Raw genomic sequence first — 22,327 nt, forward strand, 5'->3', positions numbered from 1 at the left:
CTCGATATGAAGTTGCTCGCCTCCTTGCTGACGGCTGCCGCACTGGCAGCACCTGTTATTTCGGCCTTTGCGGCGGGCGATGCCCCCAAAGCGGCCAAGCCGGATCTCGTCAAGGGCGAGGCCAGCTACACCGCGGTGTGCGCCGCCTGCCACGGCGCCGATGGCAACTCGGCCATCGCGGCCAACCCCAAGCTGTCGCAGCAGCACCCCGAATACCTGGTCAAGCAGCTGCAGGAATTCAAGTCCGGCAAGCGCAACAACGCCGTCATGAAGGGTTTCGCCAGTGCCCTGTCGGATGACGACATGCGGAACATCGCGTACTGGGTGACCGCCAAGCCCGCGAAGGCCGGCTTCGCGAAGGACAAGGACCTCGTCGCCCTGGGCGAGCGCATCTACCGTGGCGGTATCGCCGACCGCCAGATCGCTGCCTGCGCGGGCTGCCACAGCCCCAACGGTGCCGGCATCCCCGCGCAGTACCCCCGCCTGTCGGGCCAGCACGCAGACTACACCGTGGCACAGCTCAACACCTTCCGCGACGGCTCGCGCGCCAACAGCATCCAGATGACGCAAGTGGCGGCCAAGCTCAACGACAAGGAAATCAAGGCCGTGGCCGACTACATCGCCGGCCTGCGCTGAGCGATTTGATTTTCGTCAATCTTGTGGCCCGAAAGACCGGGCCGCACGGAACCTACCGCCAATAACAATCCCAAAACGGGCGGGCCCATCGCACAGATGGTCCCGCCCTTTTTCTTTCTTTCGCGCCCCGAAGCCCACGTTTCCATCCATGTCCGACAACACCCAAGGCCTTCGCATCCAGTCTGGTTCCCAGGCCTTGCGCGCAGGGATCGAACTGCTGTCCTCGATGCGGTTCGCCATCTCGCTGCTGACGGTGATCTGCATCGCCTCCGTGATCGGCACGGTGCTCAAGCAGCATGAGCCGGCGGTCAACTATGTCAACCAGTTCGGGCCGTTCTGGGCCGAGCTGTTCGGCGCCATCCAGCTCAACGCGGTCTACAGCGCCTGGTGGTTCCTCCTCATCCTGGCGTTCCTGGTGGTCAGCACCTCGCTGTGCATTGCCCGCAACACGCCCAAGATCCTCATCGACCTGAAGGTCTACAAGGAAAACATCCGGGAGCAAAGCCTCAAGGCCTTCCACCACAAGGCCGAGGCAGGGCTGAGCGGGTCCGCCGAGGCCGAGGCGCGCCGCATCGGCACGATGCTGGCGGGCGGCGGCTGGAAAGTGCGCCTGCAGCAGCGCGACACGGCCGCCGGCCCCGGTACCGGCTGGATGGTGGCCGCCAAGGCGGGGGCTGCCAACAAGCTGGGCTACATCGCGGCGCACAGCGCCATCGTGCTGGTGTGCGTGGGTGGCCTGCTGGACGGTGACCTCATCGTGCGCGCCCAGATGCTGCTGGGCGGCAAGACCCCGTACCAGGGCGGCGGGCTGATCGCCGATGTGAAGCCCGAGCACCGCCTGTCGGAGCGCAACCCGACCTTCCGCGGCAACCTGCTCGTGGCGGAGGGCACGCAGTCGAGCACGGCGATCCTGAACCAGTCCGACGGCGTGTTGCTGCAGGACCTGCCGTTCGCCATCGAACTCAAGAAATTCATCGTCGAGCACTACTCCACCGGCATGCCCAAGCTGTTTGCCAGCGAGATCGTCATCCATGACAAGGCCACGGGCGAGAAGACCCCGGCGCGCGTGGAGGTGAACCACCCGGCCAGCTACCGCGGCATCGAGATCTACCAGTCGAGCTTCGACGACGGTGGTTCGCACCTGAAGCTGCGGGCCGTGCCCATGGTGGCAGGCGCCAAGGCCTTTGATGTCGAGGGCGTGGTGGGCAATTCCACCCAGCTGACCAACAACGGCGGCGGCACTGGCAGCGAGACGCTGACGCTGGAATTCACGGCGCTGCGCACCATCAATGTCGAGAACTTCGGCGGGGCAGGCCCGGGCGGCACCGGTGTCGATGTGCGCAAGGTGGACCTGCGCGAGTCGGTGGAGTCCCGCTTGGGCGCGGCCAACAAGACCGTGACCAAGAAGGAGCTGCGCAACGTGGGCCCCAGCGTGAGCTACAAGCTGCGCGACGCGGCGGGTCAGGCCCGCGAGTTCCACAACTACATGCTGCCCGTGGACACGGGGGACGGCGTGCCGGTGTTCCTGCTGGGGGTGCGCGAGAGCCCGGCGGAACCGTTCCGATACCTTCGCGTGCCGGCCGATGACAAGGGCGGCATGGACGGCTTCATGCGCCTGAAGGCCACGCTGGCCGACCCGGCGGCGCGCGAACAGGCGGTGCGCCGCTATGTGGCGCAGGCCATCGATGCCTCGCGCACGGATCTGGCCGAGCAGCTGCAGCAGTCCGCATCGCGGGCGCTGGCGTTGTTCGCCGGACGCGGCATGGTGGACGGCAAGCCCACCGGTGGCCTGCAGGCGGTGTCGGACTTCATGGAGGCGAATGTGCCGGAGGCCGAGCGCGCGCGCGCCGGTGAAGTGCTGGTGCGCATTCTCAATGGCACGCTGTTTGAGGTGGCCCAGCTGTCGCGCCAGAACGCGGGCCTGCCGCGCCTGCCGCAGGATGAACAGACACGGGGCTTCATGACCCAGGCCGTGCTGTCGCTCAGCGACGCGCAGATCTACCCCGCGCCACTGGCGTTCGAGCTCAAGGACTTCACCCAGGTGCAGGCCAGCGTGTTCCAGGTGGCCCGAGCCCCTGGCAAGAACATTGTCTATCTGGGTTGCGTCTTGCTGATCCTCGGTGTTTTTGCCATGCTGTACGTGCGCGAGCGCCGTGTCTGGGTCTGGGTGGCGCCGCAGGGCGGCGGCAGCCACGCCACCATGGCGCTGTCCACGAACCGCAAGACCATGGACGGGGACCAGGAGTTTGTACAGCTCGCACAGAAACTGATCGGGGCCGGCAAGGCCCCGGAAGGCACCGCATGAACACCGCCACCGGCAACACGAATACCGCGATCACCCTGAATGAGGGGTTCTTCGCCCGCCGCAACTGGTTCGACTGGCTGTTCGCGGCCATCGTGGCGGTGGGCGGCCTCTATGCGCTGCAGCGCTACGGCAGCTACATGGATGTGTACGAAAAAGGCATCCTGCTGGGTGCCATTCCCTGCACCATCTGGCTGGGCTGGTTCTGGCGGCCGCTGCGCGTGCTGATGCTGGTGGTGACGGCGGTGGCGCTTTTTGCCATCGGCCTGTACCAGCAGGACGGCGCGGGCAGCCTGGCGCGCGCGGACACGGTGTTCGGCCTCAAGTACTTCCTGTCGAGCCAGTCCGCCATCCTCTGGATGAGCATGCTGTTCTTCATCAGCACCGCGTTCTACTGGATCGGCATGTTCTCGCGCGGCGAAGGCAGGACCATGGGCATGCTCGGCTCGCGCATCGCCTGGGTGGCCGTGGCCATGGCGCTCATCGGCACGCTGGTGCGCTGGTACGAGAGCTACCTCATCGGCCCGGACATCGGCCACATCCCGGTGAGCAACCTGTATGAAGTGTTCGTGCTGTTCTGCTGGATGACGGCGGCGTTCTACCTGTACTACGAGCAGCAGTACGACACCCGCGCGCTGGGCGGCTTCGTGATGCTGGTGGTGAGCGCGGCGGTCGGCTTTCTGCTCTGGTACACCGTGGTGCGCGAGGCGCATGAGATCCAGCCCCTGGTGCCCGCGCTCAAGAGCTGGTGGATGAAGCTGCACGTGCCCGCCAACTTCATCGGATACGGCACGTTCGCGCTGGCTGCCATGGTGGCGTTCGCCTACCTCATCAAGCAGCAGGCCACCGAAACCCGCTGGTACAAGCTGGCCCCCCTGTGGCTGCTGGGCGTGGTGCTGTGCTTCGAGCCCATCGTGTTCCGCCAGGGCGCCACCGAGAACGGCGGCAGCTACTGGATGGTGTACTTCGGCATCTCGGCATTCATCGTGGCAGGCATCCTCTTCGGCCGCAAGCGCATCGCGGCGCGCCTGCCGTCGTTCGAGATCCTGGACGACGTGATGTACAAGTCCATCGCCGTGGGCTTTGCGTTCTTCACCATCGCCACCGTGCTGGGGGCGCTGTGGGCGGCCGAGGCCTGGGGCGGCTACTGGAGCTGGGACCCGAAAGAGACCTGGGCGTTGATCGTCTGGCTCAATTACGCGGCCTGGCTGCACATGCGCCTCATGAAGGGCCTGCGGGGTACCGTCTCGGCCTGGTGGGCGCTGGTCGGCCTGGCGGTGACCACGTTCGCGTTCCTGGGCGTGAACATGTTCCTGAGCGGGCTGCACAGCTACGGCACGCTGTAGGCCCGCGGCTGCCCGCACGCCCCTGCCCGGCAGGCAGGCGGCGCCTGCAACTATTGTGTCTTCGGTGTAACCTGAACGGCCCAGGGAACGAACTAGCAGTTGTTCCGCTCTATCGCAGAGTCCGTTTCAACCGAGAACCACCGGAGACACCCATGCTGATTCCATCCCGCGAACCGGGTTTCAACCACCCGCATTCCTCCGAGATCACGCCGCGCTCGGTGTACGAGGAGCGGCGCAGGATGCTCCGGCTGATGGCCGGCGGGGCGGCGGGCGCGGCACTGGCCGCCTGGGCCGGGCGCGAGGCGCTGGCACAGCAGGGCACTGTCGCGCGTCCTGGCAAGCTGGCGGCGCTGGCCAGTGCGAAGTCCACCGTGCCGGGCGCCATCTCGATGGAAAAGCTCACCGACTACAAGGACGCGAGCACCTACAACAACTTCTATGAGTTCGGCACCGACAAGGCCGACCCCGCCCGCAACGCTCACACCCTGAAGACCACGCCATGGACCGTGGAAGTCGAAGGGCTGGTGAAGAAGCCTGGCAAGTACGGCATGGAAGACCTGCTCAAGCTCAGTGCCCAGGAAGAGCGCATCTACCGGCTGCGCTGCGTGGAGGGCTGGTCGATGGTGATTCCATGGGTGGGCTATTCGCTGTCCGAACTGATCAAGCGGGTGGAGCCGCAAGGCAGCGCCAAGTATGTGGAATTCGTGACGCTGGCCGACAAGGCCACCATGCCGTTTGTCGGCTCGCGCGTGCTTGACTGGCCCTATGTGGAGGGCTTGCGCCTGGACGAGGCCATGCACCCGCTGACGCTGCTGGCGTTCGGCATGTACGGCGAAGTGCTGCCCAACCAGAATGGCGCGCCGATGCGCCTGGTGGTGCCCTGGAAATATGGATTCAAGAGTGCCAAGAGCATCGTCAAGATCCGTTTTGTCGAGAAGGAGCCAGGCACGGCGTGGAACAAGGCGGCCAAACAGGAGTACGGCTTCTACTCCAACGTGAACCCCGAGGTGGACCACCCCCGATGGAGCCAGGCCACCGAACGGCGCATTGGCGAAGACGGCCTCTTTGCCAAGAAGCGCAAGACGCTGATGTTCAACGGCTACGAAGCCCAGGTGGGGCAGCTGTACGCGGGCATGGACCTCAAGAAGTTCTACTGACCGCCGCGTCCGCCCGGCTTCGCCGTCACGTCCGGTGGCGAAAGCCCGGCCCGGCCCTTGCCCCCATGCGAAAACTGCTGCTCCATCCTGCCGCCAAGCCCGTGGTGTTCGTGCTGTGCCTGCTTCCGCTGGCCTGGCTGGTGTATGCCGCGGCCGCCAACGAACTGGGGGCCAACCCTGCCGAAGCCCTGATCCGCGCCACGGGCGACTGGACGCTGCGCGCGTTGTGCCTGGTGCTGGCGGTGACACCGCTGCGCGTGCTGGCCTCCACGCCCCAGCTCGCGCGCTTTCGGCGCATGCTGGGGCTGTTCGTGTTCTTCTATGGGTTGCTGCACCTGCTGAGCTACGCCTGGTTCGACATGGGCTTTGATGTGGCCGACATCGTGCGCGACATCGTCAAGCGGCCCTTCATCCTGGTGGGGTCCCTGGCGCTGCTGGTGCTCACGCTGCTCGCCGCCACGTCGTTCAACCGCGCCATCAAGGCGCTGGGTGCAAGGCGCTGGCAGGCCCTGCACCGCAGCGTGTACGCGGTGGCGGGGCTGGCCATCCTGCATTTTTTCTGGATGCGCGCGGGCAAGAACGATTTTGGCGAGGTGGCGGTCTACGCGGTGGTGCTCGCGGCCCTGCTCGGCTGGCGGCTGTGGCACCGGCTGCGCAAGCGGCAGGCGGCGCAGGGGGCGGCGGCTCCCCGCCGGACGGCCGCTGGGGCCCGGTAACGCAATGCGGATGGGATGCTAGGTCGATTGCTATAAAATATATAGCTATCTACGATTGCCAGTAAAGCGCCAGGCCCTGTTTTTATTGAAGATCAAGCAAACGGCCCGTGCTACCGCCCCAGCCCGGGCCGCAGCTGCCGGGTCACCGGATCGATGTAGCTGGTGGGCAATTGGTAGGCCCGGTCGTCGAACAGGTCGATGCCGCACATCAGGTTCTCGATCCAGTCCATGAAGTCGCTGATGGCCTGCTTGCCGATGATCGGCGCGCCGTGCTGCGGAACGAGCATGGAAATATCGAGCTGCCGCGCCATGCGCACCCACAGCCGCAGGATCTTGTTGGAGACCATGTAGCGGCGGTGAAACCCCTCCATGCGCGGGATGTGCGCCTTGAGGTCGGTCACCGGCACGCGTGCCTCGGCACCGGACATCATGGACACTCCCAGATCGCCCGTGAACAGGATGCGGCTGACCGGGTCGTAGAAATGGAAATTGCCTTCGGAATGCATGAAATGCGCAGGCAGCAGCACCAGTTCATGGCGGCCCAGCGGCAGGTGGCCGCCGCTGTCAGGCACCCCGATGACCCGGTTCTCCGTCTTGCCGACCTTGGTGAAGTGCGGGGCGAAACGCTCCCACACGCGCGAGATCACCAGGTCTGCCTTGGTGCTGGTCATCCACCGGTCCAGCGAGGCAATGATGTCCGGGTCCGCGTGCGAGGCGATCAGGTACGACAGCTTGTGTGGCGGGAAATGCTTGGTCATTCCCATGAACAGCTCGTTGAAAGCGAGGTTGCCGCCGGGATCGATGATGGCGCCCGTGTCGTCGTCCACGATCAGGAACTGGTTGGCCTGCACGGCCTGGCCGTCTTCCTCGATGAGGTCGGTGAACATCAGACAAGCGTGATTCTTGTCGCGGTAGAGTTCCAGGGCCATGGCCATCCTGCAGTGCGATAAAGCACGGACTGTACGATTGACCCTTCGAGGTGTCCTTGATGGAAATCAAGCACCTCGGCATTGGTAGTGGCAGCCAGGTGGGCCGCTGGCCCCTGCCGGCGATTCGCCGCGGCTTAACGCGGCTGCGACGCGGCAGCCGCCGGTGCCTGGGCGGGCGTGGTCGTGCCGACGCTGGGTGTCAGGGTCTGCGGAAGGGTTGCGCGCTGTGCAGCCGCGGGGCTGCTGGGAAGATACAGGGGGCCTCGCTGGCCGCAGCCGGCGAGGGCCGCCGTACTGGCGGCAAGGACAAGCGTCCTGACTAGAATTTGGGAAGCTATCAACATGCGCAAATTGTAATGACCGACCTTGAATTCCTGGACCACGCCGAAAAACTGCTTCTGGCCGTCGAGCGCAGTTGTGATCGTATCAACGACGCGACCGAGGCCGATGTGGACGCCCAGCGCTCGGGGGGCATGGTGACGCTGACCTTCCCCAACCGCAGCCAGATCGTGATCAATCTCCAAAAGCCGCTGCACGAGGTCTGGATGGCGGCGCGCTCCGGTGGCTACCACTACCGTTTCGATGGCCAGGCATGGCAAGACACCAAGGGCGCGGGAGAGTTCTTTGACTGCCTGAGCCGGGACGCAGCCCGGCAAGCGGGCCTGCCGCTGCAGTTCTCGGCCTAGGGAAACCGCCTCAGCCTGGCTCAAGCTTGCTGCCCCCCCAGGCTGGGACTCTGATAGTCCCGGCCGTGTCAGTTGCGGAACAGGTCCAGGATGCGGTTTCGCTCCTCCGCCGGGGGCGGTGCGTGCGGGGCCACCGCCGGTGACGCAGATCGGTCATCAATGCCCACACTGGAGATGCCGCTGTGGCGGGCGTACTCCTCGTAGAACCACTCCCCGCCGACGTTGACGACGCCAGCCGGCACCGTGGGTTCCATGACAGGCACACCCTTGAGCGCGCGTTCCATGAAATTGATCCATACCGGCAGGCTGAGTCCGCCCCCGGTTTCGCGGCTTCCGAGGTTGCGGGGCGTGTCGTAACCAATCCAGGTCACGGCGGCGATGGTGGGCTGGTAGCCGGCGAACCAGGCGTCGACCGAATCATTGGTGGTGCCGGTCTTTCCGTAAAGGTCCGGGCGCTTGAGCGTGGATTGCGCGCGCGCGGCGGTGCCGGACCGTGTCACCTCCTGAAGGAGGCTGTTCATGATGAAGGCGTTGCGGGCGTCGATGGCGCGGGGCTGCTCGCTGGTCACCGGTGGCGTTGTTTCCGAGATCACGCGGCCCTTGTGGTCCGTGACCTTGGCGATCAGCCAGGGATTCACACGGTATCCGCCATTGGCGAACACGGAATAGGCGGTCGCCATCTGCAGCGGCGTGACCGAACCCGCGCCCAGGGCCATCGTGAGGTAGGCCGGGTGCTTTTCCGCATCGAAGCCAAAACGCGACACCCATTCCTGGGCCGTCTTGGGGCCCACGGCCTGCAGGATCCGGATCGAGATCATGTTCTTGGACTTGGCCAGGCCGGTGCGCATGCTCATGGGCCCGTCGTACTTTCCGTCGTAGTTCTTGGGCTCCCACGGCTGGCCGCCCGTGACGCCGGCGTCAAAGAACAGCGGGGCGTCATTGATGACCGTAGCGGGCGTGAACCCCTTTTCCAGCGCCGCGGAATAAATGAAGGGCTTGAAGCTCGACCCCGGCTGGCGCCACGCCTGGGCCGCGTGATTGAATTTGTTCTTGTCAAAGTCAAACCCACCCACCAGGGCCCGGATGGCCCCGCTGCGCGGGTCCAGGGCCACGAACGCGCCCTCGACTTCAGGCAGTTGTGTGATCTCCCAGGCGTTCTTGGGGGTCTTCACGACCCGGATCACCGCACCTCGGCGAATCTTGATGTTCGGCGGTGCCTTGTCGCTGAGGCCCGACTGCGCGGGCTTCAGGCCGTCGCCGGTGATCTCGAGGTTGTCGCCATTGGCCCGGGCCGCAATGATCTTGCGGGGAGAGGCTTCCAGAACGACGGCGGAGAGGACATCCCCGTTGTCCGGGTGATTGGCCAATGCGTCGTCAATGGCATCCTCGACCTCCTGGGCTGCGGCGGGCAAGGCCACGAACTTCTCCGGCCCCCGGTACTGCTGTCGCCGCTCGTAGTCCATGATGCCCCGGCGCAGCGACCCATAGGCAGCTTCCTGCTCTGCCGCGTTGAGGGTCGTGTAGACATTCAATCCCCGTGTGTAGGCCTCGTTGCCATACTGCGTGAAGATCAGCTGGCGCGCCATCTCGGCGACGTACTCCGCATGGATCCGGGTGTTGTCCGGTCCTGACCGGATTTTGAGTTCTTCCTTCTTGGCGTCCGTGGCCTGCTGGGCTGTGATGAATCCGTTCTCCTCCATGCGCTCGATGATGTACAGCTGCCTGGAGCGCGCCCGTTTCGGATTGCTGATCGGGTTGTACGCGGAGGGCGCCTTGGGCAGGCCGGCCAGCATGGCAGCCTCTGCCACCGACACGGATTTCAATGGCTTGCCAAAATACGCCTCCGAGGCCGCCGCAAATCCATAAGCGCGATTGCCGAGATAAATCTGATTCATGTAAATTTCAAGAATCTGATCCTTGCTCAGTAAATGCTCAAGCTTGAATGTCAGTAAGATTTCGTAAATTTTGCGTGTAAATGTTTTCTCTGAAGAGAGGTAAACATTGCGTGCAACCTGCATCGTGATAGTGGATGCTCCCTGGCTTTTCACGCGGCCCAGATTGGCGAGACCAGCGCGAACCACGCCCTTGTAATCAACGCCGCCGTGTTGAAAGAAGCGGGCATCTTCAATGGCCAATACTGCGTCCTTCATGACCTTGGGGATTTCTCCAATGGGGGTGAGATTGCGGCGCTCTTCCCCAAATTCGCCGAGCAAAGCACCTTCCGCTGAATAGACGCGCAGGGGCAGCTTGGGCCGGTAGTCGGCAAGATCGGAAATGTCCGGCAGGTTCGGGTAGGCGACGGCCAGGGCCACGGCGATGGTCAGCGCCAGCCCGAAAGCGGCTGCAGTTGCCAAGCCTGCGATCCAGAGGATTGCACGCAGGAACCAACGAAGCCAGGTGGGACGGTGGGGAGCGGGGGAGGAGTCCGGCTTGTCGGTGGACTTCGATGGAGAGGGCGGCATATCGCTCCGGAGGGGTAGGACCCCCCATTATAAAAATGTCTGCTCCTGAGCACGGAAAATCGCAGCGCCGTGCGATGAGCAGGTCGCCAAAAGGCGCGCCACCCTCCCTAAACGGTCTTGCAAAGCGCGAAAAATTCGTCTGCTTTTGGCAACGCTCCGCAAGTGTTACGCGGGGAAAAATCTTTGCTGGAGAACTATCTTACTGATAGCATTCATGTGAAGTGTTAAGTTTTGTTGCCTCATTTTGGCAAGTTACAGGGGACCAATCTTGAGCTCAATGGGGTCTTTGTTCAGTCGCCAGTCTGCGCCGCTGCTGGGAATCGACATCAGTTCTTCCAGCGTCAAACTGGTCGAGCTGGGGCGTGATAAGGCGGGCAGTCTGGTGCTGGAGCGCTGTGCGATCGAGCCGCTGGAGCGCGGGTGGATCACCGATGGCAACATCGAGAAGTTCGATGAGGTCGCTGATGCCCTGCGCCGACTGGTCAAGAAAAGCGGCACGCGCACGAAGAACGTCGCCTTGGCGCTGCCGCCGTCGGCTGTCATCACCAAGAAGATCACGCTGCCAGGCGGGATGACAGAACAGGAACTCGAAGTTCAGGTCGAGTCCGAGGCCAATCAATACATTCCCTTCTCCCTCGACGAAGTGAGTCTGGACTTCTGCGTCATCGGGCCCAGCAAGAACGCTCCTGGCGATGTGGACGTCCTCATTGCCGCGTCGCGCCGCGAGAAGGTACAGGACCGGCAAGGTTTGGCGGAGGCAGCCGGGCTCAAGCCGGTGGTGGTGGACATTGAATCCCACGCGTCCCGTCTGGCTGCAGGCCGCCTGATTGAGGCGTTGCCGAAGAAGGGGGTGGATGCCATGGTCGCACTTTTTGAAGTGGGTGCCCTGACCACGAGCATGCAGGTCATTCGCAACGAGGAAGTTCTTTACGACCGCGACCAAGCATTTGGTGGGGCGCAACTTACACAACTGATTGTTCGCCAGTACGGGTTCTCCATCGAAGAGGCCGAAAGCAAGAAGCGAAATGGTGACCTTCCTGAAGATTATCAATCTGCCGTCCTTCGACCTTTTGTAGACAGCATGGCACAAGAAATTGGCCGGGCATTGCAGTTCTTCTTCACGAGTACACCCCACAACCGCGTTGATCACATCATGTTGGCCGGAGGATCTGCTCCATTGCCAGGCCTGACAGAAGCAGTGACCCAGCAGACCGGATTCGCGTGCAGCGCCGTCAATCCATTTGACGGCATGGAAATTGGAAGTTCCGTTCGTTTGAAAAAAATGGTGCGTGAAGCACCGTCTTATCTGACCTCATGCGGTCTGGCCATGCGGAGGTTCCTGCAGTGATATTGATCAACTTACTTCCTCACCGGGAAGCTGCGCGCAAACGTCGAAAAGAGGCCTTTCAGGCCACGATGTTTGCATCATTTCTCATTGGTTTGGCTATTGCGGGTGCGATTTACTGGTGGTTTCAGATGATGATCACAGCCCAGCAGGAGCGAAATACATTCTTGCAGAGCGAAATTAAAGTTCTTGAAGGGCAGATCAAGGAAATCGCGACGATTGAAGATGAGATTGCTGCTCTGCGAGCAAGGCAAAAAGCTGTAGAAGATCTCCAATCTGACCGCAATCTGCCCGTTCATTTGCTCAATGAGCTTGTGCGTCAGATACCGGAGGGGGCGTATGTGACCAGCATCAAGCAAACTGAGCAGGTCATTGCCATGCAAGGCGTCGCTCAATCCAATGAACGTGTTTCTGAGATGCTCCGCAATCTCACGGATAACACCCCGTGGTTATCGAAGCCGGAATTGGTGGAGATTGTGGCAAGTAACGTTGCGCTTTCCTCCAAGGATCAGCGTCGGGTCTCATCCTTCAATCTGCGCTTCCGGCTGATGCGCACCGGGGAAGCACAAAAAGCAAAAGACGCTGCCAGCGCCGCGATTGGGAAATAAATATGGCAAAAAAATCAAAGGCAAATATTGATTTCGTTGCTTTGCAGGACGGTCTTTCTAGGCAATTTCGAAACCTGGACCCTAAAGATCCTTCGTTGTGGCCGGTAGTCCCTAAGGTATTGCTTTGCTTCTTTATTGCAGCTGCTGTAGCAACTATCTTATGGTTCGTAAAAATCAATGAGTATGAGGTGGAGCTCACTGCTGAAGTGGCGAAGGAGCAAGCTCTTCGTCAGGACTATCAATCTAAATTGATTAAGGCGGTGAGCTTGGAGGCGTTGAAGCGACAGAGAGAGCAGGTACAGCAATACGTGATTCAGCTTGAAAAACAGCTGCCTAGCAAGGCTGAGATGGCGGCGCTCTTGTCCGATATCAATCAGGCGGGGCTCGGTCGGAGCTTGCAGTTCGACCTGTTTCGACCGGGGCAAGTGGTCGCAAGGGAGTATTATGCCGAGTTACCAATCCAGGTGCGTGTCACGGGGAAGTACCATGATATGGGGGCGTTCGCATCAGATATCGCTCATCTTTCTCGAATTGTCACTCTTAATAATATATCAATAAATCCCGTTGCAAAGGATGCAAACGGAGTCCTGACAATGGAAGCGACGGCGCGTACTTTCAGGTATCTTGATCCCGAAGAAATTCAGGCTCAGAAGCAGGCGATAAAGGCTAATAAAAAATGACGTCTTATAAACTGACTGGGTTGGTTTTCGTCTCTTTATTATTGAGCGGCTGTGGATCATCGGGCGACGAAGAGTTGCGCCAATGGATGTCTGAATTGCGCGCGACAACCAAGCCTCGCATTACTCCGTTGACCGAACCGAAGCAATTCATTCCTCAGGCCTATTCGATGGATTCGGGCGTGGAGCCTTTTAACGCGGTGAAATTGACGCAGGCGCTACGCCGGGAGTCTACGCAATCTACTTCAAACGCCGCTCTTATCGCGCCAGAGATGGCTAGACGAAAAGAGCCGCTCGAGGCTTATCCGTTGGATGTCATGGCCATGGTCGGTAGCCTGGATAAAAAAGGAATGCCCACCGCACTTTTAAAGGTTGACAAATTACTTTATCAGGTACGAGTTGGAAATTATATCGGGCAAAATTACGGGAAAATAACAAAAATAACCGAAAATTCAATTCAACTGCGAGAGATCGTGCAGGACGCTACAGGTGACTGGGTCGAGCGCGCAGTTTCGCTGGATCTGCAAGAGGGCAAAAAATGAAATACTCGAAAGCTTACATAGTAAAAATCTGCCGAATTGCGATTGGGTTCTCAATCGCAATTCTGGCTCCTCTTGAGGTTCTTGCAGATACTGTTATCCGTTCTGTGACGGGGAGCGTGCAAAACGGTGTGGACGTCATACGTATTGATTTTGCGGAACCTCTTAAGGAAATTCCAACAGGCTTTGCGATTCAAACGCCTCCGCGCATTGCCTTGGATTTTCCTGGTGCATCGAATGCAATCGGAAAAAACAATATCGAAGTCGGTCAGGGGAATGTAAAATCTGTCAATGTGGTTCAAGCTGGCGATCGGTCTCGGGTTGTTCTTAATTTGAAGCAATCGACATCCTATCAAGCTGAAATCCAAGGAAACTCGTTGTTGATTTCTTTGGCAACAGCTCCTTCAGCGTATTCCGCATCCCAGCCTGCTCAGGCGCTAACGTTTTCGGATCCTGCAAATAATGATATTCAAACATTAAAAGACGTGGATTTCAGGCGGGGAAGCGATGGCTCCGGACGGGTCATCGTGACGCTTCCATCTAGTCAGGTTGGGGTTGACATACGCCAACAGGGCAAGGGCTTGGTCGTCGATTTTCTGAAGTCTTCTTTGCCGGAAGGTCTGCGCCGTCGCTTGGATGTAGGTGATTTTGGTACGCCTGTGCAAGCCATTACGACCATGCAGCAAGGTGAAAGAGTGCGGATGACGATCGATCCCGTTGGCGATTGGGAGCACAGTGCATATCAAAGTGATAGCCAGTTTGTAATTGAGATTCGCCAAAAGAAAGTGGATCTGAACAAGCTTACTCAAGGTCCTGGGTTCAATGGAGAGAAGTTGTCGCTTAACTTCCAGAACATTGAAGTTCGCTCACTTTTGCAAGTGATAGCTGATTTTACAAATTTCAATATTGTTACCTCGGACACCGTCTCGGGCTCACTAACTCTCCGCCTCAAAGATGTGCCCTGGGATCAAGCACTCCAAATCATCATGGATGCCAAGGGCCTTGGCATGCGTAAATCAGGAACGGTTTTGTGGATTGCCCCCAAAGATGAAATTGATGATCGGACAAAAAAGGACTATGAATCCGCGCTGGCGATTCAAAAGCTGGAACCGCTAAGGACTCAGGCATTTCAAATGAACTATGCCAAGGCGGTGGACATGGTCACCCAATTGACTGCGTCAAGTAGCGGTGGGGGATCCGGAGGGACATCAAATAGATTCCTTTCTGAGAGAGGGAGTGCAATTGCCGAACCCAGAACCAATCAACTGTTTGTGACTGATACTGCGAGCAAGTTAGAGGAAGTTCGCCAGTTGCTGTTGACTCTGGATGTCGCTGTTCGGCAAGTGATGATTGAGGCAAGAATTGTCGAGGCTTCCGATACTTTTGGGCGTTCGCTGGGTGTTCGCTTGGGTGGGACAGATCTGCGCGCTAATCGTGGCGGGACAGGCGGGTACAACCTTGGCGGTGGTAATAGTGTTGCTTTCGGCACTAGCTACAGCAACGCTGTCGCATCCTCTGGTGCGGGCGGGACTGCAAATACCTTGGGTAACTTTGTTAATCTACCTGCACAGGCGCAAGGTGGATTCGATCCAGCTAGTTTTGCAATATCTATTTTCAATTCCGCGGCCAATCGATTCTTGAACCTTGAAATATCGGCGATGGAAGCTGATGGGAAAGGCAAGATTGTCTCCAGTCCCCGGGTTGTGACTGCAGATCAGACCAAGGCATCGATAGAGCAGGGTACGGAATTTCCTTATCCAGTGACTGCTCCTAATGGCGGAACCGTCATAGCCTTTAAAAAGGCTGTGTTGAAGTTGGAGGTCCTGCCTCAGATAACCCCTGAAGGAAATATCATTCTTGATCTGGATGTTAACAAAGACAGTCCGGGGGAAATTCTTCAGAATGTACGGGCAATTAATACCAAACATATTAAAACCCAGGTATTGGTTGAAAATGGCGGAACGGTTGTGATTGGCGGGATTTTTGAACTTTTTGAAGATGATGCAGAGGCCAAAGTTCCGTTTTTGGGAGACATCCCAGGTGTCGGAAATTTATTTAAAACAAAAACCAAGCAGGCAAATAAGCAGGAAATGCTCATATTTATTACGCCCAAGGTAATTACTGAACGTACTGCGGTTCGTTGATGCAAATTTATAGGGAAAGAAAATGCAGAAAAGATTCAAAACTCTCATGATCGCAACAACCATTGCGCTGTCGGCGTGTGGTGGAGGTGGTGGAAGCCCGGGTGAAACCCAGGAGCACTACACCATTACTTTACGTGCGGACAAGGCACAGTTGCCGATCAATATCGCCGACGCGCTGCCCGGTCTTGGTGCTTACCGACCCTACACAACAACTCTTTACGTTGAAGCCCGAAAAGGAAATTTACCAATACCTGGTGGCGAGGATATTTTTGCATGTAATGTCGCGGGAGGTTTGGATTCCGGTGCGCTGTATTATCTGGATGGTAAATCGGAGCACGAAACAGAAGTTGATGATGGCAATGGTGGGACGGTTAAAGTTCCTAGCGCATATCGAAATATTACGCTAGGCTCAAACGCTGGTGGCAATTCTTTTCATTTCCATGCAGGGGACCAGGCGGGAAATGCCCGCATTACGTGTACGGTTCAAGACCCTCTTGATAAGCAACAAAGATCAGCCAGCGTGGAGATTTCCGTTGGAGGTGCAACGGGCAAGCCTGCCAGCGTCCGTCTGGCAGCCCAAGTCAATGATATTCTGGGAACCAAGTTCAATGCGAACGGTATTCTGAATCAAATGGCCATTCAGGCGTTTGTCATGGATGATGCGAATCAGCCAACTGGCAGCACGTCGGGTTCGAATGTACAGGTTCGTATTCTCTCGGGAACCGACGCAGCCGTAGGCGCCCGTTTGGTTGCGGGGAGCCAGAGTGGCAGTGTGCTTCAGTTGCCTTCGATTGGCGGGGTTGCACTCTTTTCGCTGCTGAGCGGTACGGAAACCGGCACGATCTTCTTGGAAATGACTGCTGATCGTGCTGACAACAATGTAAGCAACGGCATCTCGGATCCGATGGTTGGCATTCTCCCGATTCAAGTGATGGCGGCACGTACAGTTGCGCCTACGATCGATAATAAGGATCTAGGAACCATTACTAAGGGTATCCCATTCACGGCATACTTGGAGGCGAAGAACGGTTTGCCACCCTTCACCTGGGCGGCTACTGGCCTGCCTACAGGGCTCACCGTGGATGCGAGTACGGGTATTCTGAGCGGTACGGTAAGCCAGGATGCGGCAGAGCGTGAGTACCGTGTTACGGTCACTGCCACTGATAAGAACAAGATATCTGCAACTGCCACGATTACATTCAAGGTGGTCGGCGGCCTGCCAGAAGATTTTGCCATCGGCGATTGCAACTCTACGGCAGTTTGCTCGCTGGGATCTGCGCCTGTCGGGAAAAACTTCACTTATTCGTTCGTCTCGTCGACAACGGGTGTGACGTGGTCCTTTGGCGGTTTGCCAGCGTGGTTGACTGCAGGAACATCGCCTACGGCTGGCGTTTTGAATGGCGTACCGAAGGTGACTAATTGCGGTAGCCAACGATTCTTGGTCACGGCGACGAAGGGGGCGACGTCGGTGACTCGCACGTTCAATATTGACGTTGTGACCGGACCAATACCTCCTGGTGGTGTGCCGGAAGATTACACGTGCCCCTGAGTAGCTAGCCCGCCACCCCTGAGAGAGATGGAGGGTGGCAGGTAATTAATCAGAATTTCTATGACTTTATCCCCGGCATGTCCGGGGATTTTTTTGTCTCGAGTTTGAGCGAGCGGGTGATTCCGGTTCCCGAGTAGCTTCTTCCCCAGATTGGGTTTTTATCAGGCGAGGTAGAGGTCTTGCTTAACACGGTTGGCGCACGCGCGCGCACCCGTCGGGGCGAACTTTTCGCGCTACAGGGCGTATGTGGACACTCTTGCTGGGATTGATTTGCCCCCCGGCATCTCCAGCATGCACAATAGCTTTGGCGACGAAGCATCGCGTCGTCGTAAAAATACCTTTTTTATGTCCCTTACTGCCCAAGAAGTCGCTATTGACTTAGGTGACCGCAGCTATCGCATTGCGATTGGCGGTGGCCTATTGAGTAGTGCCACCACTTATGATGGCCTGCCGCGCGCCGGTGCCGCATTGATTGTGAGCAATACAACGGTCGCCCCGCTCTACATGGCGGCACTGAGAGCCGCGCTGTCGGAGCGCTACCCGCAGGTTCATGAGGTACGGTTGCCGGATGGCGAAGCACACAAGGACTGGCAGACCCTGCAGAAGATTTTTGATGTGCTGCTGGAGCGCGGCTGCGACCGCAAGACGGTCCTGTTTGCGCTCGGTGGTGGTGTAGTGGGTGATATGACCGGCTTCGCCGCTGCGAGCTACATGCGTGGTGTGCCATTCGTGCAGGTGCCGACCACGTTACTGGCGCAGGTGGATTCATCCGTGGGGGGCAAAACGGCGATCAACCATCCGCAGGGCAAGAACATGATCGGCGCGTTTTATCAGCCTCAGCTGGTGGTGTGCGATCTGGATGTGCTCGACACGCTGCCTCCGCGCGAACTCAGCGCGGGTCTGGCGGAAGTAATCAAGTATGGACCGATCGCGGACATGGCTTTCATGGAATGGCTTGAAGCCCATATCGATGCCCTGCTGGCGCGCGACCGCGCTGCGCTAGTCCACGCCGTGCGTCGCAGTTGTGAGATAAAGGCATGGGTGGTGGGGCAGGACGAACGTGAATCGGGCTTGCGTGCCATTCTGAATTTTGGCCACACCTTTGGACATGCGATCGAAGCCGGAATGGGATATGGCGCTTGGTTGCATGGTGAAGGTGTGGGAGCCGGTATGGTGATGGCAGCTGAGCTGTCGCATCGCCTGGGTCTTGTGGATGCGGCCTTTGTGCAGCGACTCACGGTGCTGATCGCCCGCGCTGGGCTGCCCACCCAAGGACCAGTGCTTGATTCAAACGACAACGCGGGACGCTACCTGGAGCTGATGCGCGTGGACAAGAAATCGGAAGCAGGCGAAATTCGTTTTGTCGTCATCGGTGGTCCCGGCCGAGCTGCCCTGCGTTCCGCGCCCGACCGTCTGGTGCGTGACGTGATCGATGCCTGCTGCAAGTGATACAAACGCGATGCAATTGCAATGCCGATTGCTGCTATTTTTTTGTAGCTAGAAATGCTCGATAAAGACGGAGCGCTGGCCCCCAATTGGGGGCGCAACTCGGATCTCCGCCCCTATGCTTGCGACCCCACAGTGAGCCGTGGGCGGCGCTATCCTGAGGCAGCTGCGCCTACGCGGACGGAGTACCAGAGGGACCGGGATCGAATTGTTCACTCCACAGCGTTTCGGCGGCTGGTCTATAAGACGCAGGTTTTTCTTAACCACGAAGGCGACCTGTTCCGTACTCGCCTGACCCACTCGCTGGAAGTAGCCCAACTCGGGCGTTCCATAGCACGTTCACTGCGCATCAATGAGGATTTGGTAGAGGCCATCTCGTTGGCCCATGACCTGGGCCACACGCCCTTCGGGCATGCTGGCCAGGACGCGCTGCATGGCTGCATGGCCGAGCACGGGGGCTTCGAGCACAACCTGCAGAGCTTGCGCGTGGTGGACAAGCTGGAGGAGCGCTATCCACAGTATGACGGGCTGAATCTCACGTTCGAAACGCGGGAAGGGATTCTCAAGCATTGTTCCCGGCAGCACGCCCGGCAGCTGGAAGACGAAGAGCCCGATGGCGTCGGTGCGAGGTTCTTGCGCCACGAACAGCCGAGCCTGGAGGCACAGCTGTGCAATCTGGCAGACGAGATCGCCTACAACGCGCACGATATCGACGACGGTGTGCGCTCGGGGCTGATCACGCTGGACCAGTTGCAGGATGTGCCATTGTTCGACGAGTACCGGGCTGCTGCCGAGTCGGAGCATCCGGACCTCGCCCAGGTGCCACGCCAGCGGCGCCTGCTGTACGAGGCCATACGGCGCATGCTCAGCGCGCAGGTCTATGACGTGATCGACACCACTAGGACGGCGCTCGCACGGCATGGCCCGGCCAGCGTCGATGGAGTTCGCCAAGCCCCCGCGCTGGTGATGTTCAGTGATGGCATGCGGGAGCGCTCCCAGGTTCTCAAGCGGTTTCTTTTCAAGAATCTGTACCGCCATCCGCGTGTGATGGAGACCACGGGCCGCGCGCAGGAAGTGGTTCGCGACCTGTTCGCGGCTTACACGGTGTCGCCGCAAGAGATGAAGGCAGCTTTCGCGGAGCAGGCCTCGGCAGACCAGGGCCCGTTGAGGGCACGGGCGGTGGCGGATTTCATTGCGGGCATGACCGACCGATTTGCGGCGCGCGAACATGGGCGCCTTACTGGGCGGCGACTTCTCGACTGAGGGCTGCGCGCGGCTGTGCGCATGTGGGGCGTGTCGTTGCAGGCGGAGGCTGTCGCCGGAGGCAATGGCGCCCGGTAAAATCCGCAGGCACTTCATTGCGCTTCGCGCGCCTCCCCATGACTTCATTCCCTTCCACGGCTACGGTGGGCTCCGAGGAGCCTGCCGCATTGTTCATTCGCGACACGGTCCAGTGGCTCGAGCGGGCGGTGATCGGCCTCAACCTGTGCCCCTTTGCAAAGGGCGTTCACGTGAAGGGGCAGATTCACTACGCGGTAGCGCTGACCGGGGATCTGGCGACGATTCTGGAGGTACTGCGCAGCGAACTTGCCGCCCTGGCGGCTACTCCTTCCGAGGTGCGAGACACCACGCTGCTGATCCTTCCCCATTGCCTCCATGATTTCCTGGATTTCAACGACTTCCTGGAAGATGCAGAGGCCGTGCTGGAAGAAGTGGGCATGGAAGGCACGCTGCAGATCGCCAGCTTTCACCCGCAGTTCCAGTTTGCGGGTACGCGAGAGGACGATGTGACCAACTGCACCAACCGCTCACCCTATCCCACGTTGCACCTGCTGCGCGAAGAGAGCATCGACCGCGCTGTCGAGGTGTTCCCCGAGGCGGAAACGATCTTCGAGCGGAACATCGAGGTTTTGCAAGAACTAGGCATGTCGGGTTGGGCCGCTCTGAGCGTAGGGCCTGGGGCCTCCCTGCCGGCGCCGCCAGCGGTAAAAGACACGGAGCGAGGACCATGGCAATGACGAAAGCCGCGAAAGAGAAAGCTGCCCGCACCCATTCCCAGGCGCCGGACTCCTCGGGTAGTGGTGCTGACGCTAAGGCCAAGGCTGCCCCGACCGGGGGACTGTCCGAGCTGCGGCCAGGCCAATCCGTGGAATTGCTCAAGGAACTGCACATCCTCACGCGCGATGGGCGCCTCAATCAGGACTCGCGGCGCAAGCTCAAGCAGGTGTACCACCTGTTCAACTTCATCGAACCACTGCTCGCAGAGCTGTCCACCACCAGCCAGGGGCCCACGCTCGCAGACCATGGCGCGGGCAAGTCGTACCTGGGCTTCATCCTGTATGACCTGTATTTCAAGGCGCTCGGGCGTGGCCATATCTACGGCGTGGAGACGCGCGCCGAGCTCGTGGAAAAGTCGCGTGTGCTGGCGCACAAGCTGGGCTTTCAGCGCATGTCGTTCCTGAATGTGTCCGTGGCGGAATCCACTGGCGCAGATGAATTGCCGGCCCACATCGACGTGGTCACCGCCCTGCATGCCTGTGACACGGCCACGGACGATGCCATCGCCTTCGGCCTGCAGAAAAACGCCCGGGCCATGGTGCTGGTGCCTTGCTGCCAGGCCGAAATGGCCGCCTGCCTGCGCCAGGGCAAGGCCCTGCAACTGGCGCGCACGCCACTGGCCGAGCTGTGGCGCCATCCGCTGCACACCCGCGAGCTGGGAAGCCAGGTCACCAATGTGCTGCGCTGCCTGTACCTGGAGGCCAGTGGCTACCAGGTCACGGTGACGGAGTTGGTGGGCTGGGAGCACAGCATGAAGAACGAGCTCATCATTGCCCGGTACACAGGCCAGAAAAAGCGCAGCGCCTCGGATCGGCTGCGCGCCATTCTGGAAGAGTTCGGGCTCGACAGGACGCTGGGGGCGCGTTTTGGATTGAAGCCGCAGGCTGGCGATACGCCAGTGGCTGCGGATGCAGTGCCACACTAGCCTCGCACCGCACGCAGGGCTCCGCCTGGACGGGATAATCGGGGACGGATTTATGATCGCCCCCCATCCTTGCTCCCATCGACATCCATGGCCCGCCTGCCACGCCTGACCTTGCCCGGTCATCTGCACCACGTCATCCAGCGTGGAAACAACCGCCAAAGCATCTTCATCGACCACGAAGACTTCGAGACCATGCTATTGCTGCTGGCGGACAACGCTCAGAAATACGGGGTGGCTGTGCACGCCTATGTGCTGATGGACAACCACTTTCATCTGCTGGCAACTCCCACCACCGTCGATGGTTTGCCGCAGATGATGCAGGCGGTGGGGCGGCGCTATGTGCAGTATTTCAACCGTCGCCATGCCCGCACCGGTACGTTGTGGGAGGGGCGCTACCGCTCCACGGTGCTGCAGCCCGAGCGGTACCTGCTCCCGTGCATGGTCTACCTCGATCTGAACCCCGTGCGCACGGGGCAGGTGGTGCAGGCCTGCGACTACGCGTGGTCCAGCCACGCCCATTGGCTGGGCCTGCGCCACGACCGCCTGCTCACGCCCCATGCCCTGTACTGGGCGCTGGGCAACACGCCGTTTGCGCGCGAGGCGGCGTACGCCGCACTGGTTCAGGCGGGCATCGGATCGCAAGAGCAGGCCGCGCTGACATCATCCGTGCTCAGCGGCTGGGCGCTGGGCGACCCCGGCTTTGTGCAAGAGTTGCAAAAAAACACGCCGCGTCGGGTGACCCGGGGACAGGCGGGACGGCCGGCGCTTCACAATAAATCTGAATGATTCGTGGCCATGCATA

At 59.8% G+C, this 22,327-nt stretch carries 20 protein-coding genes; 17 read left to right on the top strand and 3 right to left on the bottom strand.

Annotated features, from left to right (window positions below):
• The first annotated feature begins 6 nt into the window (after positions 1-6).
• From AC07OD_RS20845 to msrQ, 5 genes are all read left to right on the top strand, one after another.
• Complete coding sequence (locus AC07OD_RS20845) at positions 7-636, top strand: c-type cytochrome (RefSeq protein WP_218340352.1); 630 nt, start codon at positions 7-9, stop codon at positions 634-636.
• A gap of 148 nt (positions 637-784) precedes the next feature.
• Positions 785-2,941 carry a cytochrome c biogenesis protein ResB gene (locus AC07OD_RS20850; protein WP_494597939.1) on the top strand — a complete coding sequence of 719 codons (2,157 nt, stop codon included), beginning with the start codon at positions 785-787 and terminating at the stop codon, positions 2,939-2,941.
• Positions 2,938-4,284, top strand: a complete 1,347-nt coding sequence (gene ccsB / locus AC07OD_RS20855) for a c-type cytochrome biogenesis protein CcsB (RefSeq protein ID WP_218293411.1) — start codon at positions 2,938-2,940, stop codon at positions 4,282-4,284. The genes AC07OD_RS20850 and ccsB overlap by 4 nt, the downstream gene beginning before the upstream one ends.
• Positions 4,285-4,436: 152 nt before the next feature.
• Entirely contained in the window at positions 4,437-5,441 is a 1,005-nt protein-coding gene (gene msrP, locus AC07OD_RS20860; RefSeq protein ID WP_494597940.1) for a protein-methionine-sulfoxide reductase catalytic subunit MsrP, read from the top strand.
• 65 nt (positions 5,442-5,506) lie between these two features.
• Entirely contained in the window at positions 5,507-6,157 is a 651-nt protein-coding gene (gene msrQ / locus AC07OD_RS20865) for a protein-methionine-sulfoxide reductase heme-binding subunit MsrQ (RefSeq protein ID WP_218293413.1), read from the top strand.
• Between the two features lie 110 nt (positions 6,158-6,267).
• Here the strand turns inward: msrQ and AC07OD_RS20870 are convergent, their stop codons facing one another.
• Together AC07OD_RS20870 and lptM are read right to left on the bottom strand one after the other, a co-directional pair.
• Entirely contained in the window at positions 6,268-7,086 is an 819-nt protein-coding gene (locus tag AC07OD_RS20870; protein ID WP_218293414.1) for an oxygen-binding di-iron domain-containing protein, read from the bottom strand.
• Between the two features lie 134 nt (positions 7,087-7,220).
• Positions 7,221-7,430 (bottom strand): LPS translocon maturation chaperone LptM, encoded by a 210-nt coding sequence (gene lptM / locus AC07OD_RS20875; RefSeq protein WP_218293415.1) that lies wholly within the window; start codon positions 7,428-7,430, stop codon positions 7,221-7,223.
• 12 nt (positions 7,431-7,442) lie between these two features.
• On the opposite strand from lptM, the gene cyaY reads away from it, so the two are divergent.
• Positions 7,443-7,772, top strand: a complete 330-nt coding sequence (cyaY, locus tag AC07OD_RS20880; RefSeq protein WP_218293416.1) for an iron donor protein CyaY — start codon at positions 7,443-7,445, stop codon at positions 7,770-7,772.
• Positions 7,773-7,840: 68 nt separating this feature from the next.
• On the opposite strand, the gene AC07OD_RS20885 is transcribed toward cyaY, so the two are convergent.
• Positions 7,841-10,234 carry a penicillin-binding protein 1A gene (locus tag AC07OD_RS20885; RefSeq protein ID WP_494597941.1) on the bottom strand — a complete coding sequence of 798 codons (2,394 nt, stop codon included), beginning with the start codon at positions 10,232-10,234 and terminating at the stop codon, positions 7,841-7,843.
• Positions 10,235-10,502: 268 nt separating this feature from the next.
• Here AC07OD_RS20885 and AC07OD_RS20890 point away from each other — a divergent pair, with 268 nt between their 5' ends.
• The 11 genes from AC07OD_RS20890 to AC07OD_RS20940 all read left to right on the top strand — a co-directional run bounded on the left by AC07OD_RS20890 (position 10,503) and on the right by AC07OD_RS20940 (position 22,311).
• The gene (locus AC07OD_RS20890; RefSeq protein ID WP_369641635.1) at positions 10,503-11,582 is read left to right on the top strand and encodes a pilus assembly protein PilM; all 1,080 of its coding nucleotides are present in this window, start codon (positions 10,503-10,505) and stop codon (positions 11,580-11,582) included.
• Entirely contained in the window at positions 11,579-12,187 is a 609-nt protein-coding gene (locus AC07OD_RS20895) for a PilN domain-containing protein (protein ID WP_492254681.1), read from the top strand. The genes AC07OD_RS20890 and AC07OD_RS20895 overlap by 4 nt, the downstream gene beginning before the upstream one ends.
• Before the next feature lie 2 nt (positions 12,188-12,189).
• Entirely contained in the window at positions 12,190-12,867 is a 678-nt protein-coding gene (locus AC07OD_RS20900) for a type IV pilus inner membrane component PilO (protein ID WP_218293420.1), read from the top strand.
• Positions 12,864-13,406 carry a pilus assembly protein PilP gene (locus tag AC07OD_RS20905; protein ID WP_218293421.1) on the top strand — a complete coding sequence of 181 codons (543 nt, stop codon included), beginning with the start codon at positions 12,864-12,866 and terminating at the stop codon, positions 13,404-13,406. The genes AC07OD_RS20900 and AC07OD_RS20905 overlap by 4 nt, the downstream gene beginning before the upstream one ends.
• On the top strand, positions 13,403-15,547 hold the full coding sequence (locus AC07OD_RS20910; RefSeq protein WP_218293422.1) for a type IV pilus secretin PilQ: 2,145 nt from the start codon (positions 13,403-13,405) through the stop codon (positions 15,545-15,547). The genes AC07OD_RS20905 and AC07OD_RS20910 overlap by 4 nt, the downstream gene beginning before the upstream one ends.
• 22 nt (positions 15,548-15,569) lie before the next feature.
• Positions 15,570-17,096 (top strand): putative Ig domain-containing protein, encoded by a 1,527-nt coding sequence (locus AC07OD_RS20915; RefSeq protein WP_218293423.1) that lies wholly within the window; start codon positions 15,570-15,572, stop codon positions 17,094-17,096.
• 345 nt (positions 17,097-17,441) lie between these two features.
• A complete protein-coding gene (aroB, locus tag AC07OD_RS20920) occupies positions 17,442-18,545 on the top strand; it encodes a 3-dehydroquinate synthase (protein WP_494597982.1) in 1,104 nt (367 codons plus the stop codon).
• Between the two features lie 54 nt (positions 18,546-18,599).
• Positions 18,600-19,805, top strand: coding sequence for a deoxyguanosinetriphosphate triphosphohydrolase (locus tag AC07OD_RS20925; protein WP_494597942.1), 1,206 nt, complete (start codon positions 18,600-18,602; stop codon positions 19,803-19,805).
• A 116-nt stretch (positions 19,806-19,921) separates the two neighbouring features.
• The gene (locus AC07OD_RS20930; RefSeq protein WP_494597943.1) at positions 19,922-20,560 is read left to right on the top strand and encodes a DUF1415 domain-containing protein; all 639 of its coding nucleotides are present in this window, start codon (positions 19,922-19,924) and stop codon (positions 20,558-20,560) included.
• On the top strand, positions 20,557-21,525 hold the full coding sequence (locus tag AC07OD_RS20935; protein WP_494597983.1) for a class I SAM-dependent methyltransferase: 969 nt from the start codon (positions 20,557-20,559) through the stop codon (positions 21,523-21,525). Before AC07OD_RS20930 ends, AC07OD_RS20935 begins: the two co-directional genes overlap by 4 nt.
• An 87-nt stretch (positions 21,526-21,612) precedes the next feature.
• A complete protein-coding gene (locus AC07OD_RS20940; protein WP_494597944.1) occupies positions 21,613-22,311 on the top strand; it encodes a transposase in 699 nt (232 codons plus the stop codon).
• Positions 22,312-22,327 lie beyond the last annotated feature (16 nt).

The sequence above is a fragment of the Acidovorax sp. GW821-FHT10E03 genome (genome assembly GCF_059415205.1).